This is a genomic window from Paenibacillus herberti (assembly GCF_002233675.1).
Lineage (GTDB): Bacteria > Bacillota > Bacilli > Paenibacillales > Paenibacillaceae > Paenibacillus_O > Paenibacillus_O herberti.
This window is the reverse complement of record NZ_NMUQ01000004.1, coordinates 20,869-38,852: the sequence shown is the minus strand read 5'-3', so window position 1 is coordinate 38,852 and position 17,984 is coordinate 20,869. Positions and strand designations below refer to the sequence as shown.

Here is a 17,984-nt window from a genome sequence, read left to right as displayed (position 1 = left end):
TGACGTTGGAGACTGCTCTTTGTTAGCGAGGGCGGTAGTTGGCGATAACCCCGTCCTGACCCCCATGACTTGATGTTTCCACTATTTCGATAGGACCCACTGTCGAAATAGCTTTAAAAGAGCTGGAAAGAAAATATTCTGTGATTATTTCGAGTGTCAAGTGTATTTGATAAGGCGAAGTAGTGAGATCAAGCCAATAGTAATTGATAGTCGCGACTGTCTTTTCAAATTTTGCAGGCATCCTAATCCAACCATACTCGCGCCGGGGAACTACCGACGAGGAGCTAATAATGTTTCCAGAGTAGTTTGACCTCGTTAAACTGAACGGTGTTTCGTTTGCAATGAAGAAATCGCGAACAAGCTCAGCTTCAGCGCCGATTGGCTTGTCAAGAGGTTGTGGCGTAGAGTGCGTTAATTGCGTCACAAGAACAAGTAAAATAAATAGGATGAGAATTATGCTTACATGAGGTTTATTGTTCATCTACACGGTCTCCTTTCTGAGCAGCAAAAGCCGATATACGGAATGAAAGATGTGTTAAGGTGTTATCGTTACCCAGCCAGTAGTAATTCGAGCGGGTCAGATAGGATCAGCCCCAACGTCTATAATTGACGGCTGGGGCTGATTTATTTTGTGCTAGGCAGGATAAACAAGTAAGCTTGTTACTGGTTCTCCTATTCTAGCCGAGATGGCTCCCATTGTAGAAACGTTCTCAAATTTACCTCCAATTCCAATGAGAATATTTATAACATCCATACCGAATGACAGGTGCACAAAACTGTTGCCGCTTAACGAATAATAATTCATTGAAGCCTTTACAGATCCGGGGAGCGTAGTGGATGTGACTTTTATTTCTCCCGTGGTTCCTGTTGGAATTGAGTAAGGAGAAGAGGAAACTGGACCATAATAATTAGATCGGGTTAGCGTATAGCCTGAATTGTTATGAATGTAAAATGGAATCGCGGTTCCAGCAGGCGCAATCGGGCTTTCCGGATCGCTGGAACAGTTCCAAAAAACTTGAGTTGTAATCACGAGCAAAATGAACAGAATCAGAATGATGCCGTAATTCATTTGGAAATCTCCTCCTTTCCGTTCCTTCTATCTATTTAAAGTTATTAATATGGTATGGAAGAACGATAGGGACGGTCACGGCGCATATAGTGGTAACGTTTGTATTCTATTTTTTAGATAGAAAGTTTCTAGTGGTATTGGATGAGGTGAAAGAATAGAGGTAGGAGGAGTAAAATATTGATCCTATGACAAATATCAATATTTTCAACCTTTTTGTTCAACATCCTCAGTGGCAGCGTTTTCATGTCAGGTCTATACTGAAGTTATTCCCGAATACAAAGGGAAGGCATTCAGGAAAATCATTATTAAAGCGCATACATGATGGTGGGTCAATCACAAGGGAGGACAAACAAATGAAAAAATCCTTAGTCACGGTACTGTCGGCAGGCCTTGCACTCAGCCTTGTAGCCGCAGGCTGCAGCACTTCCAATTCCGGCGGCAATAGCGGCAGCGATTCGGGCACTACCAACAGCGCGGCAAATACATCGACCAATACGAGCACCGGAGGTAGCGAAGAGAAGGTAACGCTGAACATTTTTCAATTTAAAGTTGAAATTGCAGACGCTATGACCCGCTTGAAGGCCGATTACGAAAAGGAAAATCCGAATGTTACACTTAACATCGAAACGATGGGCGGTGGAGCAGATTATAGCGCAGGTCTCAAGGCCAAGTTCGCCTCCGGTCAAGAGCCGGATGTTTTCAATAATATGGGCAACGCCGAGCTGACAACCTGGATCGACAAGGTAGAGGATTTGTCGGATCAGCCTTGGGTAAGCGATGTGCTGGATGCAGCGAAAGAGCCTATCACCCTCGATGGGAAAATGTACGGCATGCCGGTAGGCATTGAGGGATACGGCTTCATTTATAATAAGGATCTGTTCCAGAAGGCTGGCATTACTGAGTTGCCTAATACGCTGACCGAGTTGGAGGCGGCCGCTAAAAAATTGCAGGATGCAGGTATTACGCCTTTTTCCAGCGGTTATCAGGAGTGGTGGGTGCTCGGCAACCACAATTTTAACGTAGCTCTGGCGAATCAGGACGATCCGGCCGCACTCATCAAAAACCTGAACGAAGGCAAAGGTGGTCTGGTTGGCAATCCGGTTGTAGAAAAGTGGTTCAATCTGCTTGATCTTACCCTGAAAAACAGCAATAAAAACCCGTTGACGACCGACTACAACACGCAGGTCACCCTGTTTGCCAGCGGTAAAACAGCGATGATGCAGCAGGGCAACTGGACGCAGGTGCAAATTGACGGTATTACGCAAAATATGAATATCGGTGTTCTGCCAATGCCGATTGATGACAGCGAAAAAAGCGGTAATATTTTTGTTGGCGTGCCGAACAACTGGGTTATTAACAAAAATTCTAAAAATAAAGAAGCGGCCAAGGACTTTTTGAACTGGTTGGCAACTTCCGAAACAGGCAAACGTTACATCGTGGAGGAGTTCAAATTCATCCCGGCGATGAAATCCATCGAAGTGAAGGACGATAAGGTACTTGGCGCAATTGCAAATGACATCATGAAATACAGCCAAGAAGGCAAAACTTCGGGCTGGTACTTCAGCCAAATGCCGGAAGGTCTGCCGCAAGAAGTCGGCGCTGAAATGCAGGCTTATGTTGCCGGTAAGGTTGATAAGGAAGGCTTGCTGAAAAGCATTGAGTCGAAATGGAACAGCATGATTAAAAAGTAATCTCGTTCTAACGGGCGTCCCAGAAGCGTATATGCTTCTGGGACGTTTTTACGTAACGGCGAGGGGGAACAGAGTTTGGATAAGAAGGAAATTGAGTTTGATCGCATTGGCTCCGAGCTGCGCTTGTTTGCTGATGAGGAGATTGTGGAGGCGGCCCGCCGGGCGTTGAAGCCTTCCCATGATCGGGAGCAGGATGGCGGCCGTCGGCTGGCTGCGCTTTTGCGCAGCGGGCTGGGCGCGGAAGAAACTGCCCTGCCGGGTGAAGGGATCTGCATCACGGGTAGCTCTGCCGCTGCGCTAGCCCTGCTGCAGCGGGCGCTGGAGCGAAGCGGGGGCCGTGCGGTTACAGCAGGGCTTCATGAAGGCATAGCATGGCAGCAGGCCGGGGAAGGGAAGCAGACGGCAGACCTTGATGAATATGAGAAGGTCCGTATAGTCGCTTCCGGGGCTACAGAGCAGAAGGGATTGGCAGTATGGCCAGTGCTGCTGCAAGCGGACAGCGCCTGGTCATACGGTGCGCAGCCAAGCGTCGGAGCCGCTGGAACGAAAAGCGCGGCTGACACGGCTTCAGACGGCCTGCGCCGGGATGGCCGCGGCAACTATGCGCGAATTGGCTCGCTGGCAAGCGGTGCGCCAGAGCTTACGGCCGCATGGGTGAGCGGTCCGCCGGAGCTGCTGCGCCGCGTACAGGAGGAGCGGCAGGCGACGGGAGCTATCAGCGGCTGGGAACTGCGCGTCCTGGAGGAGCTGCTTCTCCAGGGAGGGCTGCAGCAGCGTCGTGCCGCTGCGGCTGAAGCCTGCGAAGCGGCGTTGCAGGAGCTGGAGGAGGCATTGGCCGCCTCCATGCCTGAAGGGCTACGCTGGCGGCGCGATTCGCGCTGCGCAGCGGTGGAGCTGCTGCTGCCCGAGGGGCTGGCCGCGCGCGCTTTGCAGCGTGCGGCCCGGCAACGCGGGCTGCGCATTGGTGTCGCCGTTGCCGCGATTGCGGGCAGCGGCAACGGGCGCCGCCGCGAAGCGGCGCGGCTCGCCGCAGGCGCTGCCAGCGGCGCGGAGCTGGCGCAGGCGCTGCGCGGGCTGGCGGCAGCGCTGCGCGAGTTCACCGCGCGCAGCTAGGAGCGCGCGGTAGAGCTAGGCTGCGGCGGCACGCCGCGCCTAGCTGCGCTGCGCGGAGCTGGCGCAGCCAGCGCTCGGAAGCCCAGCCTACTTACTGGGGCTTCCGGTGCGCCCGGCCGCAGCAGCAGCATGCTGCGGCCCGCCCAGCTGCGCGGCCCCGCCCGCTAGCGCCGCGCTCCCTGCGCTGAGCGCGCAGCCGCAGCGGCCCAGCCGCGCTAATCGCGCGGCGCGCCCTGCTGGCGCAGCCAGCCGTCTACGACGGCGGCATGCTCTGCCAGCGCGGCCTCGCCCGCGGGCAAAAGGCTGTATACGCCGCGCTGCACCTTGGCGAACCAGCCGTAATAGTTGGCGCGCAGCATCCCGCCCGCGCCTGCAAAGCCGGACAGCTCCCGCACACGAGCTGGCGAAAGCTGGCCATGCGCTTGCAGCGCCCAGGCGCAGCGGAGTGCCTTTTCGCGGTACGCGGTCATAAGCGTGTTGCCCTGCACACGCCCGCTGCCGCCGATATTGTAATCGCCGCTGCGCTCGCGGAACTCCTGCAGCAGGCGACGTTCTCGCGAGCGCCGCCGTCCGCGCAGCGGTGCATCGCCCGGCTCACATAGCAGCTCAAGCGCTGGCCCCTTCGTTTTATAAAACGTTACCGTCATCAGCCCGAGACCAAGCATACGGCATAGCTCCGCCAGCTCGCCAAAGCGCTGGTTGACGGCTCCTTTTTTGGAGCGATTGCGTTCTACTACGAGCATGACCCGATCCGCCACCCGTAGCCGCTCCACGCCCTGCAGCAGCAGTGCGAGCGTGAATGTCTTTTTCATTTCGACAATGAAGAGATCGCTGCCGTCCGGGCGCATGGCAACCAGATCGCAGTGCATCACCTCACCCTTCACCTCATAACCTCTGGCTTCCAAATAGGCCTTCACCGGCCCGTAAAGCTCTGCTTCCTCGCGTACCGCCATATCGGCAATCCCCCCGCACGCCTGTCCTCTAGAGCACAGACGTTCTCATTCCGTTCATTATAGGAGATGCGGGCTAAGCTGGCAATTCCTGTCCATCATCAAAATTTCCGGTCAAGTTATCGGCACCCTTCGCATAGGCTTTAATACTTCGAATACGTTGCTATTCGGGAGTGGGAAGCAGAGATACAGCCTGGGCGAAAGGGACAAACAAGGGTTCAAGCGGAAGCAATGGGAGGAGGCGCAGCATGGATATTTTCAAACGCATTGCGGAGTACAAGTCGGAGGGCGAGAGGCTCGCCTGGTTGGGAACATTCAAGGACTACATCGAATTGCTGCGGAACGATCCGGCACCGGCGATGACGGCACATTCGCGCGTGTATGAAATGATCAAATCGAACGGTATTGAAGAGAAGAATGGGCAGAAAACCTATAAGTTTTTCGAGCAAGAGATTTTCGGCCTCGATCGTGCGGTGGAGAAGCTGATGGAGGAATATTTCCACTCGGCAGCGCGCAGGCTGGATGTGCGAAAAAGGATTCTGCTGCTCATGGGACCTGTCAGCGGCGGCAAGTCTACGCTCGTTACAATGCTCAAGAAGGGATTGGAGAAGTTTTCGCGCACGGAGCAGGGGGCGGTCTACGCCATCAAGGGTTGCCCGATGCATGAGGATCCACTTCATCTCATTCCACATGAGCTGCGTCCGGAGCTGGAGAAAACTCTTCACGTACGGATCGAGGGCAATCTTTGCCCGTCTTGCCAGATGCGTTTGAAGACCGAATTCGCGGATGATATTGAAAATGTAATGGTCGAGCGAGTGTTCCTCTCCGAGGACAACCGCATCGGTATCGGCACGTTCAGCCCATCTGATCCGAAGTCACAGGACATCGCCGACCTGACCGGCAGCATCGACTTCTCGACGATTACGGAATACGGCTCAGAGTCGGATCCGCGTGCTTACCGCTTTGACGGCGAGCTAAACAAAGCGAATCGCGGTCTGATGGAGTTCCAGGAAATGCTCAAATGCGACGAGAAGTTCCTCTGGAACCTGCTCTCACTGACGCAGGAGGGGCAATTTAAGGCAGGTAGATTTGCCCTAATCTCGGCTGACGAGCTCATAATTGCGCATACTAACGAGTCCGAGTACAAGTCGTTTATTTCCAACAAGAAAAATGAGGCGCTCCAGTCGCGGATGATCGTTATGCCGATCCCGTACAACTTGAGAGTATCGGATGAAGAGAAGATATACTCCAAGCTGATCGCCCAGAGCGATCTGCGCCATGTGCATATTGCGCCGCATGCGCTGCGGACTGCAGCTATTTTCTCCATACTCACCCGCCTCAAGGAGTCCAAAAAGCAAGGCATGGACCTCGTCAAAAAGATGCGGATGTACGACGGAGAAGAAGTCGAGGGCTACAAGGATGCAGACCTCAAGGAAATGCAGAGCGAGTTTCTGGAGGAGGGCATGTCGGGCATCGATCCTCGGTATGTCATCAATCGGATTTCCAGCGCGCTCATCAAGGGCGAGATGGATCATATCAACGCGCTTGACGTACTGCGGGCGCTCAAGGAAGGGCTCGACCAGCATCCATCGATTACGAAGGATGAGCGTGAGCGCTACTTAAACTTTATCTCGGTGGCCCGCAAAGAGTACGATCAGTTGGCCAAAAACGAGGTGCAGAAAGCGTTTGTGTACTCCTTTGAGGAGTCGGCACGCACGTTGTTCGAGAACTATCTCGACAACATCGAGGCGTACTGCAACTGGTCCAAGATCAAGGATCCGCTGACCGGAGAGGCGCTTGAACCTGACGAGCGGCTTATGCGCTCCATTGAGGAGCAGATCGGTGTTTCGGAAAATGCGAAAAAAGCTTTCCGCGAGGAAATTCTTATCCGCATCTCCTCCTATTCTCGCAAAAGCCGCAAGTTTGACTACACGAGCCATGAACGGCTGCGCGAGGCAGTGGAGAAAAAGCTGTTCGCCGATCTCAAGGACATCGTGAAGATTACGACGTCCATCAAAACGCCGGATGAGAGCCAGTTGAAGCGAATGAACGAGGTAACGAAGCGGCTCGTTGATGAGCATGGTTACACGATCGCGAGTGCTAACGAGCTTTTGCGCTATGTGGGAAGCCTGCTGAATCGCTAATTAGGATCAGGCAGAGCGAACCGCTTTACCGTTCTAAACCAGCAGAGGATGCTATGTTCGATTGCGGACATAGTATCCTTTTCTTTTTGGAGGGGGCTGGCACTCTCTAACGAATCGTCAGGCATTAGGCATTGAGTTAAAGCGTGTATGGCTGCTTACGTATTGTGGTGTCGTTAAATGCTAAAAAAGTGGAAAATGGAGCAAAGATGGCTTTAAACGACGATCCCTCCAACCTCTAAAGCCGAGCAAGCCGTGCAATCCATGCGCAGTGACCGAATCGAGCCTCATAACTAACTAGATTTTGAGCACAGGAAGGAATGAGGATACCTATTCACCGAATACGAGCGCGCCGAATGTCAGCCTGCTGTGCTGGCCTGCCGAAGTTCGGCCGGCTCACCGTCGTCTGCCAGCCAGCTTCGTTGATGGCATGGCTGAGCTGGTAAAACCTAAAAAGAACCTGTTCCCCGGATAACACGGGAAGCAGGTTCTTTTTCAGTGAGTGCCTTCAAACACGAAGGAACAGTAAACTCGTCAAAGCCGACTTTGAAGATGCTTGGAGGCTAAGCTTCCAGTACCTTTGAATGCGACGATTCTGCTCGGCGGAAATCTACCATCCGCACCAATCAAGATTCCGCTCCTCGCGGTCTCACGCTTTCACCCTCGACCAACGACACATAGATTCGCTCATGCTCGACCTGCTCACCACTGATCATCTGCAGCAGCTGTTGAGATGCCATAGCGCCCCAGCGATGCTTGGAATACTCGATTGTAGCTAGTCTCGGGCTCAAATAGCGTGTCAGATCGATATTATCGAAGCCGACCAGCGATAGATCCACTCCGATCCCCTTGCCATGATCTTGAACGGTTTGAAAGAGGCCAATAGCCATTTCATCATTCAGGCAAAACACTCCCGGCGGCTCGCCGGAAAGCTCGCTCAAAATCTTTTTACCTGCTGCTTCTCCGGAGGCTTTGTTGAAATCTCCTTCCAGAAAGACAGCCTCGACCTCGGGATGGCGGTCAAGGGTTTGCCTGACAGCTGTCAAACGCTGCCTAGAGTCATAGGAATCAGGCGGGCCGCAGACGATGTAGAGCTTACGGTGGCCATTTTCAATTAGATAATCCATAGCAAGATTGGCGCCTGCCTTATTATCCAGCAGCACTTGATTGATGTTATCATGGCGCAGCTCACGATCCAGGACGACGAGCCGATGGCCGCGATCGGCATATTCCAGCAGCTCCTCGTCGGAGAAGGCGGAATCTAGAATGATGGCACCGTCAATCATACGCTCCGGCAGCAGGCGATGAGATTGTTTGCCGCTGCATACGATCAGATCGTACCCTTTGCGATTGACAACTTCTTTCATACCCTGCAGTAGATCACCGTAGAATGCTCCGCTAAAGTCGGTCAGAAAAGCTCCGATAATGAGTGATTCCTGCTTTTTGAGCTGCCGCGCAGCTGCATTGGGTACATAGTTCAGCTCTTTGGCAACAGCCAGAATACGAGTTTTGGTCTCAAGTGTAACCTTGGGGCTATTATTGAGCGCGTAGGATACGGTAGAAATGGACACTCCTGCTTGTTTGGCAATATCTTTGATGCTGACCATCATTATCCCTCCAGCACAATCTCATTCTGCTGTTCCCCCGGCAGCCAGAGCTTGTCCAGATCCTGCAGCGACAGGCTGGCGCCGGTGCTCCGGTAAGGCCCTTGCAGAGGGGTGAAAGGAGCCTCACGTCCATTAACCTTAACACGGACGATCGGACCTCCGCTATGCAGATAGGTAATCCTCGCAAGATGATTCGCGATGCGGAACCGCAGCGAAAGGCCGTCAAGCTCGCCGGGCAGCGCCGGATCAAGCTCGAGAGTTTCAGCTCGAACACGAATACCAAGAACGTTGGAAATGAGTTGATTCATGTAAATTCCGGGGCCGCTGGAATAAATCCGCCATCCGCCTTTGACGGAGGCTTTTCCGGTGCGCAGCTCGTCGAATCTCTCTGCAGCTTCGTAGCGGGTAGCAAAATTACCGTCGGAGCTGCTGAAATAAGCATTGCTCTGCCGCAGCTCGGCATTTGGCACCGCCGCTTTGATGCCGACCGGATTAATGACCTGAAGCCCGTGCCAGGCTTCGTCATTTTTGCCGAGTTTGGCCATCGCCTCGATAAAGCGGATATGCGCATGCACATACTGCAGCCCAATTTCCCGTCCGAAGTTAGCGGCCTGCTCGGCTCTCTTGAAGCGCTTGCTCACTCCACCCTCGTAAGGAGCGGGACTATTCATCAGGCGTACACCGTCCGGGAAGCTAAGCTCACGTTTGATGAGCTCATAGTGTCGCTCGGCTTGGTCCGGCGTCAGCAAACCTGCGATCATGGAACGTGTCATCGGCAGCAGGCGATACTTGATTCCGGTTCGGGTATCGGAAGGGTGGAGCCATTTTGCAGGCTTGCTTGGATCTTCTAGATACAGGAAGCCTGGAATGATATCATCCGGATTCATAAAGCGGTTGAAGTCGACACGAATCCCAGCTGCCAGCTCTCTCAATTCCTTGCCTAACAAACGCATCTCCGAGGCTGCGACAAGGCTCTCGTTGGCTTTAACCAGCAGGTTTCCTAGTTGCTCCAACGTCTGATAGGTCAGCGCGACCGTCCAACTGCTGGACATATTGGCTCTCAGCTCGGGGCTTGCCGGCTGCAGTGTATCATCCCAATCCCCATCTCCATAAGCCGAAAGAAGGGTGCCGTGCAGGAAACGGGAGGTCATGTAGTCCATTTGCCGCCGCACATGAAGGATCAGCGGCTCCCGCAGCTCCGTCAGCTCGAAAGAGTCGGAATCCGTATACGGCAGCTCAAGCCCAAGAATGTCGAGGTCGCCGGTAGCTGCGATGTAATCGCCGAGCAGTTTGAGCGGCCAAACGATGATGTCGCCATGGCATTCCTCTTGCTGGATACGGGAATATTGGTCGAACATGAACCACTGAGGCCAGCCCCCGCTTTGCTTGTACTGATGGGAGTACACCAGGCGGATAATGTCGCGCACCGCTTCGTCCTGCCGGACGGCCAAAAAGTATTCCGCTGGCCCCTGACAAACATCTCGTGTGCCCCAAGCAGCTCCACCGTATTGCTCTAGACCATGCGGCGATGCAAAATGAACCCGCATATTATGCGTGTACCACCAAGCCAGTATGTCCAGGCGAGATACGGCGGCGTTGCCTTCGGGATGTTCCAGGCGAAAGCCGTTCATCAGCTTCTCCATGCCCGTCCGATACTCCCTTGCAGCTGTTTCGAGCGAGGGGAATGAATTGGTAGACGAGGCGGATTGGGCTAAAAGCCCGTTCTGCTCGGAAAGCCCGCCCTGCTCAGAAAGCTCACCCTGCTCGGAAAGCCCGTCCTGCTTCGAAAGCTCACCTTGCCCCCCAAAGCCGTCCAATCGGCCGTCGATGACAAGTTTCCAGTCCGCAGAAGGCTCAGTCTCAAGTACGAGCAGCGGGGCGTCCGTCGCTTGCAGCTCCGGCATGAGCCGGCGCTCGTCAAGCACCAGCGCGGACGTTCCGTCCAATTGCAGCCGATAGGCCAGACGCGGATATACTTCGGCAATCGGGGAGCCTTCCCCAGGTGTCACCTCTAGCATGTCTTTGCCTACTCGCTTCATGTGGTAGGGACGTTCACCCTCGCGTTCTCCCATGACGAGCTGGGCGGTAAGCAAATAACGGCGCGGCCGGCCGTTCTCTGATGTTACTTGCAGCACAGCCTGCGGCTGATCAGCGCTCGTATAACTCGTAACGACGATCGTATCGTCCTTCAGTCGATAGACCCAGCGAGCATAGTTGAAGCCCATCTCGAACAAGCTAGGCAGCGCGAGCAGCCGGTAGACGCCTTCGCTCTCAGCATACAGCCGCAGCCCGGAAGCATGCTGCGCATTCAGAGCATTGCGGGTATGGCCGATTAGCTTATTAAAAGAGGTATTGCCAACGACAAGCTGAGAATGGAATACGCCATACATATAGGCGGTTGAGCTGAGTAGCTCTGCGCCCGCCCGGTCCGGAGCACCGCTCATCAGAATATGGCCATGCGGCCTTTCCATTCGCAGTTCCTTAGCCTTCGTCACGACATGAGCATACTCCGGGGTGAAAAAGGAGAGAAGCTCGTCATCCAGTCGCTCGTCATCCAGTCGTCCCTCTTCCCGTCGCTCATCATCCCGTCGCTCGCTATTCAGCCATCCCTCGTTCAGCCGTTCCTCCTCCAAGCGCTGGGGGTATCGCTCAATAAGCTCGGCAGAAGTTAGCGCCTCCGAACGAATCGGCTCACCAATATCGTCCGACCTGCGGGGCAGCGGCAGCCAAGGACCTGCCGCAGGTGGCAGTTGGTCCACATCTTGCCACGCTAGGCGTATATCTTCCTTGAATGCTTCCTCGGTTACAGCATCCCGGTGATCCTCTTGGAAGAGCCCATAGAATACGACCCGAGCAGTCGCGGCAGGTTTCAGCGGCTGGGATTGCAGCGCGGTATAAGCGAACTCATACTGACGGATTTCAGCCGGCAGTTGATCGGCTAGCAGCGCTTCGGGGGTATGTGAGTCTTTAAAGTTAAGGCCGAAGAAGGAAAATCCATCGGTTGAATAACTAGCGGCGCCGGTCAGAGAGCCCAACTGCAAATAAGGAAAACGGCCATCTTGCGGTTGGTTCTGACGCGAACAAACTGCCCATCCGCGCTCCTCCGACTCATATGCGCTGTGATCGATATATTGTGAGTTGTAAGCTTCGTTGCTGCGGACGGTGCCCATAACAGCAAGTCCTATGTCTTGGCCGTAAACCAGATCGGCCTCCAGTTCTGGATCATTCGCTTCGAGCTTAATATCCCAAAACCAAACATAACCGGAGGACAGCAAAAAGCTGACCTCGTAGCAAACCCCTTGCGCTTCGCCGCGCCAGGTGAAGCGTGAGTCCTCGCGGCAAACGAGGCTACCCGAACGGGCGCCGAGCAACGGATGGACTGCCCATCCGTCCTTGCTGCGAACCCGCAAATAGAGCCCACTAAGCGAGCCATCGAGTGGGTGTGCGGCCAACTGATTCAACTGAATTCCGCCGGCCATCGCTTCCATAAGATCACCGGTTGGCAGAAACGTAAATGACATTTTTCCGTTATCCAGCTTCCAATGCCCATAATTTGTCACATTAGATTCCTCCTTCTATACAATTAAAAGAATAGTTTCGCTCTGGAAAGGTCGCGATTAGAAGATAAAGCTTCAACGCTGATTCTTATTCCACTAAAAACGGGTAGTGCAAAGAGCAAGGGATAATAAGAAGCTGTGAAATACAGAAGCCAATTGGAATCTCTTGTTTAATATAAACGTTTCGATTTAAGGTAAAACGATTATATATGGAGGAAGCGAAACTACTTATTTTAATGTATCAAGATAAAATTCTTCTCCATTATAACCTGTTAAGTGTGTATAATGGAAATTGAATGCGATTTCATATTTTTTTTTAAGCATCGTAGAAACGTTTCTATTAGTCGATTTTTTAGACGGGGAGGCAACACGAATGCGGATCAAATCAGGCAGCGCTATCTTGATCGGTGTGCTCATGGCAGGCAGCCTGCTGGCTGGCTGCTCATCCGGTGAAGGTGAAAGCGGGGGCAAAACAACGCTGAATGTATGGGCGATGGGCGACAGCAGCAAGCCAATGGAAGAGATGGCGATAGCCTTCAGCAAAGAGAACCCGGATATTGCAGTGAAGGTCCAGGCAATCCCTTGGGGCAGTGCGCATGACAAGCTGGTCACAGCGGTTGCTTCCAAGAAGGGGCCAGATGTGTTGCAGATGGGGAGTACATGGATGGCCGAATTCGGTAATGCGGGAGCGCTGGCTGATTTGACCGATGAGCTTGGCAAGTATCCCGAGCTTGCTCCAGAGAACTTTTTCGAGGGGACAGTCAACTCCAATCGATATGAAGGAAGAGCGATTGGTGTGCCTTGGCTAGCGGAAACGCGTGTCCTATTTTACCGAACAGATCTGTTGAAGTCCGTCGGTTACGAGAGCGCTCCCAAAACATGGGAGGAGCTGGAGGACGCTTCGCGCAAGCTGACCGAGCGTGGGCCTGGGATGTACGGATTCAATGTAGATGTCAAGGAGCCAACCTTCAGCTTCATGTTTGCGCGGCAGAACGGTTCTGGTTTGATTCAGGACGGTCAGGCTCAATTCGAGCAAGCTCCGTTCCGGGAAGCGGTTGATTACTTGGACGGTTTTATCCAGAAGGGTTACTCTCCGGTAGACCTTGGCCTAGATATGACGCAAACCTTTGGTGGCAAAGGCATCGTGCCGATGTTCATCAGCGGACCGTGGGTTATCAAACAGGTGAGGGATCAGGTTCCGGATGTTGAAGGAAAATGGGCGACAGCTGTGCTTCCAGCAAAAGAGAACAACATCAGCTCGCTTGGCGGCTCGAACCTGAGCGTGTTCGAATTTTCCAAGAACAAGGATGAGGCGCTGAAATTCATCGCATTTCTCAGCCGAACGGATAATCAGCTGAAGTGGATGGACGCTACCGGGGAGCTGCCAGCGAGCAAGAAGGCATGGGAAGACCCGAAGTTGAGCGATGATCCCAATATGAAAGTAGTAGGCGAGCAACTGCAACAAGCTGAACCGATGCCGATCGTCGGTCCGTGGGATCGAATCTCGCAAAATTATCTGAAGACTTTTGAGCAAATATTCCGTACGGACGGGGATCATGAGAAGCTGCTCCAGGAATTCAACTCCATGGCTCAGCGTTTGCTGGACCGATAAGACCGATAAGTCTGGAAAGGAAGTGGCAAGATGAAAGGCTCCTCTAAAGCGGCTCCTTGGGTATTCATCGGTCCAACTCTACTGCTGCTCGCTGTATTTTCCCTGCTGCCCATTCTCGTAGCCGCAGGCATCAGCTTGACTGATATGGATTTGGCCGGACTCGCGAACTATTCCAACATTGAGTTTGTCGGCATTAAAAATTACATCGATGTGCTCACCGATCCTGTGTTCCTGAAGGCGATTTTGAATACGCTCTTTTATGTTCTAATCGGGGTGCCGTTGGTCGTTGCATGTTCACTCGGCGTGGCGCTGCTGATCAACATGGGCCAATCTCGCATTTTTAGAATGTTCCGTGTTGTCTACTACATGCCTTCCGTGACCAACGTCGTTGCGGTCGCTGTCGTCTGGTTGTACTTGTACAATCCCGGAATCGGACTGTTCAACTATTTGCTGAACTCGCTTGGCCTTGGCAGCGTGCCTTGGCTGACGGAACCGACGGTTGCTAAGCTGTCGCTCATCCTGCTGGCGCTCTGGCGCAGCATCGGACTGAATATGATCATATTCATCGCCGCGCTGCAAGGAATCAGCAAAACCTATTACGAAGCCGCTCAGCTGGACGGGGCGACAACTTGGCAGCAAATGCGCTATATTACCGTACCGATGATGCGATTCGCCATCTTTTTTGTCACCATTACGACGATGATCGGCTGGCTGCAATTTTTCGAGGAGCCGTTCATTATGACTCAAGGAGGACCGCTGGACGGTACGTTGTCAGCTTCGCTGTTCATCTACCAGAACGGCTTCCAGTTCAGCAGCTTCGGCTTCGCTGCGGCAGGCTCGTTCGTGCTGTTCTTCCTCATTATCATCATTACGCTGCTCCAGCTGAAGCTTCAGCGGAAGCAAGCCGAGGAATAGGAGGGATTGTATATGCAGCAGCAACCTGTCGTATCCGCCCCAGTACCAGCGGCCAAAATAAAAAAGAAATCCTCAAGCGGCAAGGCGTTCCAATGGACCGCTGGCATCATACTTGGTGTCATCGGCGTGGCGATGGTTATGCCATTCGTCTGGATGGTTCTTTCATCCTTCAAAACAGAGGCCGAGGTCAAGCAAATTCCGCCAACCTTCTGGCCCGAGAGCTTCAATCTGGATAGCTTCAAGATGCTTTTCACGGAAATGGATTTTGGCGTTTATCTTGGCAACACGCTGTTGATTACACTGTTCTCGTTTTTCGGTTTGCTGCTTAATGCAATGGCGGGTTTTGGCTTTGCACGTTACAAATTCAAGGGCCGCGACGGAATGTTCTTCTTCGTCCTGGCGACGATGATGATTCCCGGCCAGGTCACGATGATTCCAGTGTACCTGATTCTGAACAGCATGAGCCTCACGAATACGATGATTGGAATTGTGCTGCCCGGTTTCATCAGTGCTTTCGGCATCTTTTTATTCCGGCAGTTCATGAGCACACTGCCTGAAGAAATCATGGAGGCTACTCGTCTGGATGGAGCAAGTGAGTATCGGCTATTCGCTCAGGTGGCGCTGCCAATGTCTAAACCTATTATGGCGGTACAGGCGATTCTGACCTTTATCGCAGGCTGGAACAGCTTCCTGTGGCCGCTCATCATCGCCAATGATGAGAAGTTGTATACACTCTCTGTCGGACTTCAGCTATTGAAGGGGCAGAATGGTACCAACTTTGCTCTACAAATGGCCGGGGCTACCTTTATGGTCGTACCAATCCTCATTATTTTCATCCTTTTCCAGCGGCAAATTATCGAGAATTACAATATATCCGGGATCAAGTGAACGAAGGATTAAATCCATAATGGAGCAGGGCTGTCCCTAGGTCACGCATGTGACTGGGGACAGCCCTGTTTCCATATTGTAAAACAAACAGAAAGGATGCTGAGCTAGGCTCAGTATCCTCCCGTTGTTGCTGATGCGGTTTAATTTTGTTTGTGTTTTGGGGATTTTAGGACACCCGCGGTGTGATAGAGAGAAATCAATGTAGAACAACAGTAGGGCTTAACGTAATTTCAAATGCACGCCCCCAAATAAAGTTCGGATTCTCATAAACGAGGGAGGCATTGCGGTAATCTTCCAATTTCCATGTAGAGCCGCAAATTTGTTTTACATTATGAGCAGCAGTTGTATTCCCGCCTAGAAAGGCATTTTTGGCACGAAGTTCAGCCGTTTGGACCTGCATTGCATCCCGTAACATACCAATCATATGTTGATAGTCTTCTGGTGAATTGAAAAGAAGCATATTTTGATCGGCTATCGTTGCCGGCAAATTGGCATACTTCATGTTCGCTCTCGAATATGCCCTTACTTCTGCAATGGCGATTTTTTTATAATTGTAGTCTTTCAGGAAACGTTTAAAGAGTAGCGAGCCATGCGCATTAACAGCATCGTTAAGGGAGGCTGTATGCGTTTCTGTAACGAGGAATGCATACCTTGCCTGTCCCATGCCAAGCGATATGCCGATTTTGTTCCCTGCTGTATTCCAAGCGCTGTATCCTAAAATACATCCCGTAAACTGACTTCCGATTAACGCATCTGTAACTGTAGGATCAGCTGTACCGCCTCCCACAAAGTCAATTACAACGGTCGCTCTTCGTTCCGCTCCATTGGTGTTTATGCGGCTCACCGCATTGGCAGCCTGATTAGCCGCCGTAATAGCTATAATTTCAATATCGGGTGAACCCGTCATGAACTGGCCGCCGATCATGTCCACATGCCGTAAAATGTTATCATGCACATTCATATATTCATAGGCATTGATGATTGTGGAGCCGTGAGGACCATAATATTGAACGGCGTATTTTGGTTTATCTCCGCATCCATACAATTGGTTAGCCATACGGGCGACAAGGGAATGCCCCAAGCCGTCTGCATCAGGTAGGATGATGGCGCGATTCGGATTTTGGCCTCCGCTGCCGCCAAGCGAATTATTGATATAACTTTCCACAAAGCGGATTTCGTTTATTTGCACGCCTTGCGTTTTGGCATCGTCTACACCAACAGCCAGGAAATCGATGCAACCGAGCCGAGTAAGCTGATCCAAGATATAGTAGTTTGTTTTGAACTTATGTTGCCGAGCATTGTAATACTGGGTTTTATTAAAGTGTACGGTGTCTCCATACGAAGTGCCGCTGTCGGAAACATTATATCCATTCAATATATCGTTAAAAGCAGTGAATGTTTTCCGTGCTTTCCCCATAAGTTCACGAGATTCGTTGTAGGCATCAAAATTAAGCCCTTCAACAAATGCGCTTGTTGCCAGTCGCATGATAGTATCGAGCACATAGATCGGCTTGTTTGGATAGCGCCCTTTAATCTGGCGGATTACGTCAAGCAAATCAGTCGTAGTAGAGTCAAAGTTAGGAAAATCCCCTCCGCCACTTGTCCGCAAGCGCCTGCTTCCGATCAGCCCACCATAAGCCAGCATATCGCTGGAAATAATGAAGCCTTCAACCGAAGCGGCATTTTTTAAGATGAATTTACGAATGGCTGCGGTGTTGCCGAAAGTAGGCGAAGAAGTGCCTATGAGATTAAGTTTGTCGGCTTCAACCGATTCGGTGGCAACCGAATCAATGCGGTTCCGGGTGTCGCTTGAGCTAGGGACAATCAATTTGAGGCCTGCCGATTGCCCTTGCTTAATCACGTCATCCAAGTTAACGGGACGATCATCTAGCGGTACGTAGAGTACTTTTTTCATCCTAATTAATTCCCCTTTTTCAAATGGGTTAGGTCGCTTCGACCCTCAATATATAGAGCTTGCATAAAATCATTCCTCCTTGTGGAGGTAACCGATTTAAAAGCTCTTGAACCATCAGTTACTTTCGGAGTGCGCAGTAAAACTGGCTACCACAGGTTCGATGTCGTACGATGTCGTACAAGGAACTCTCTCGTTTGGGGAACTCCCCCTTATAATCGTATTTTTCTAAAAATAGGGAGAAGCAGGGGCGATTAACAGTTAAAATAAGAACATCTGTTCGTTGTTTTCTTATCTTAGCATAGATTGTCCTCTATGGGGCATTAATTTTAGAAAATGTTGGGGCCTACCGCCGCGATACAAAAAAATGGACTGGCTCTAGGTCATGAAAATGACCTTTGAGCCAGTCCATTTGTATACTAACGGAACTCAGAAAGCTTATTCCCCCCAAACACAGGGTTTCAATCTTCTAACACCTCGAAATCCTTCAATTTAGCTAGAATAAGGCTTCTCAGTTTCGTTACGCATT

General features: G+C 52.0%; 13 protein-coding genes. 6 read left to right on the top strand and 7 right to left on the bottom strand.

Annotated elements, in window-relative coordinates:
* Positions 1 to 22: 22 nt before the first annotated feature.
* Positions 23 to 481 (bottom strand): hypothetical protein, encoded by a 459-nt coding sequence (locus tag CGZ75_RS22725; protein WP_089526609.1) that lies wholly within the window; start codon positions 479 to 481, stop codon positions 23 to 25.
* 153 nt (positions 482 to 634) lie between these two features.
* The gene (locus CGZ75_RS22720) at positions 635 to 1,069 is read right to left on the bottom strand and encodes a hypothetical protein (protein ID WP_089526607.1); all 435 of its coding nucleotides are present in this window, start codon (positions 1,067 to 1,069) and stop codon (positions 635 to 637) included.
* 353 nt (positions 1,070 to 1,422) lie between these two features.
* Here CGZ75_RS22720 and CGZ75_RS22715 point away from each other — a divergent pair, with 353 nt between their 5' ends.
* The gene (locus CGZ75_RS22715; protein WP_089526605.1) at positions 1,423 to 2,760 is read left to right on the top strand and encodes an ABC transporter substrate-binding protein; all 1,338 of its coding nucleotides are present in this window, start codon (positions 1,423 to 1,425) and stop codon (positions 2,758 to 2,760) included.
* 75 nt (positions 2,761 to 2,835) lie between these two features.
* Positions 2,836 to 3,873 carry a hypothetical protein gene (locus CGZ75_RS22710; protein ID WP_089526604.1) on the top strand — a complete coding sequence of 346 codons (1,038 nt, stop codon included), beginning with the start codon at positions 2,836 to 2,838 and terminating at the stop codon, positions 3,871 to 3,873.
* Here CGZ75_RS22710 and CGZ75_RS26310 read toward each other — a convergent pair.
* Both CGZ75_RS26310 and CGZ75_RS22705 read right to left on the bottom strand, forming a co-directional pair.
* Positions 3,870 to 4,004 carry a hypothetical protein gene (locus CGZ75_RS26310; protein ID WP_281255133.1) on the bottom strand — a complete coding sequence of 45 codons (135 nt, stop codon included), beginning with the start codon at positions 4,002 to 4,004 and terminating at the stop codon, positions 3,870 to 3,872. The two genes, CGZ75_RS22710 and CGZ75_RS26310, sit on opposite strands and share 4 nt — an antisense overlap.
* Before the next feature lie 84 nt (positions 4,005 to 4,088).
* The gene (locus CGZ75_RS22705; RefSeq protein ID WP_089526602.1) at positions 4,089 to 4,826 is read right to left on the bottom strand and encodes a DUF2161 family putative PD-(D/E)XK-type phosphodiesterase; all 738 of its coding nucleotides are present in this window, start codon (positions 4,824 to 4,826) and stop codon (positions 4,089 to 4,091) included.
* Between the two features lie 245 nt (positions 4,827 to 5,071).
* Here CGZ75_RS22705 and CGZ75_RS22700 point away from each other — a divergent pair, with 245 nt between their 5' ends.
* Positions 5,072 to 6,967, top strand: coding sequence for a PrkA family serine protein kinase (locus CGZ75_RS22700; RefSeq protein WP_089526600.1), 1,896 nt, complete (start codon positions 5,072 to 5,074; stop codon positions 6,965 to 6,967).
* Between the two features lie 623 nt (positions 6,968 to 7,590).
* Here the strand turns inward: CGZ75_RS22700 and CGZ75_RS22695 are convergent.
* Together CGZ75_RS22695 and CGZ75_RS22690 are read right to left on the bottom strand one after the other, a co-directional pair.
* Positions 7,591 to 8,571 carry a LacI family DNA-binding transcriptional regulator gene (locus CGZ75_RS22695; RefSeq protein WP_089526599.1) on the bottom strand — a complete coding sequence of 327 codons (981 nt, stop codon included), beginning with the start codon at positions 8,569 to 8,571 and terminating at the stop codon, positions 7,591 to 7,593.
* A gap of 2 nt (positions 8,572 to 8,573) precedes the next feature.
* On the bottom strand, positions 8,574 to 12,131 hold the full coding sequence (locus tag CGZ75_RS22690; RefSeq protein ID WP_342745712.1) for a GH36-type glycosyl hydrolase domain-containing protein: 3,558 nt from the start codon (positions 12,129 to 12,131) through the stop codon (positions 8,574 to 8,576).
* Between the two features lie 370 nt (positions 12,132 to 12,501).
* Here CGZ75_RS22690 and CGZ75_RS22685 point away from each other — a divergent pair, with 370 nt between their 5' ends.
* Genes CGZ75_RS22685 through CGZ75_RS22675 form a run of 3 tightly spaced genes read left to right on the top strand, consistent with a single transcriptional unit; the run spans position 12,502 to position 15,543 of the window.
* Complete coding sequence (locus CGZ75_RS22685; protein ID WP_089526598.1) at positions 12,502 to 13,740, top strand: sugar ABC transporter substrate-binding protein; 1,239 nt, start codon at positions 12,502 to 12,504, stop codon at positions 13,738 to 13,740.
* Between the two features lie 30 nt (positions 13,741 to 13,770).
* Positions 13,771 to 14,655 carry a carbohydrate ABC transporter permease gene (locus CGZ75_RS22680; protein WP_089526596.1) on the top strand — a complete coding sequence of 295 codons (885 nt, stop codon included), beginning with the start codon at positions 13,771 to 13,773 and terminating at the stop codon, positions 14,653 to 14,655.
* A gap of 12 nt (positions 14,656 to 14,667) precedes the next feature.
* Positions 14,668 to 15,543, top strand: coding sequence for a carbohydrate ABC transporter permease (locus CGZ75_RS22675; RefSeq protein ID WP_089526594.1), 876 nt, complete (start codon positions 14,668 to 14,670; stop codon positions 15,541 to 15,543).
* A gap of 196 nt (positions 15,544 to 15,739) precedes the next feature.
* Here CGZ75_RS22675 and CGZ75_RS22670 read toward each other — a convergent pair whose 3' ends face one another.
* Positions 15,740 to 17,458 (bottom strand): DUF4127 family protein, encoded by a 1,719-nt coding sequence (locus tag CGZ75_RS22670; RefSeq protein WP_089526592.1) that lies wholly within the window; start codon positions 17,456 to 17,458, stop codon positions 15,740 to 15,742.
* Between the last annotated feature and the right edge of the window lie 526 nt (positions 17,459 to 17,984).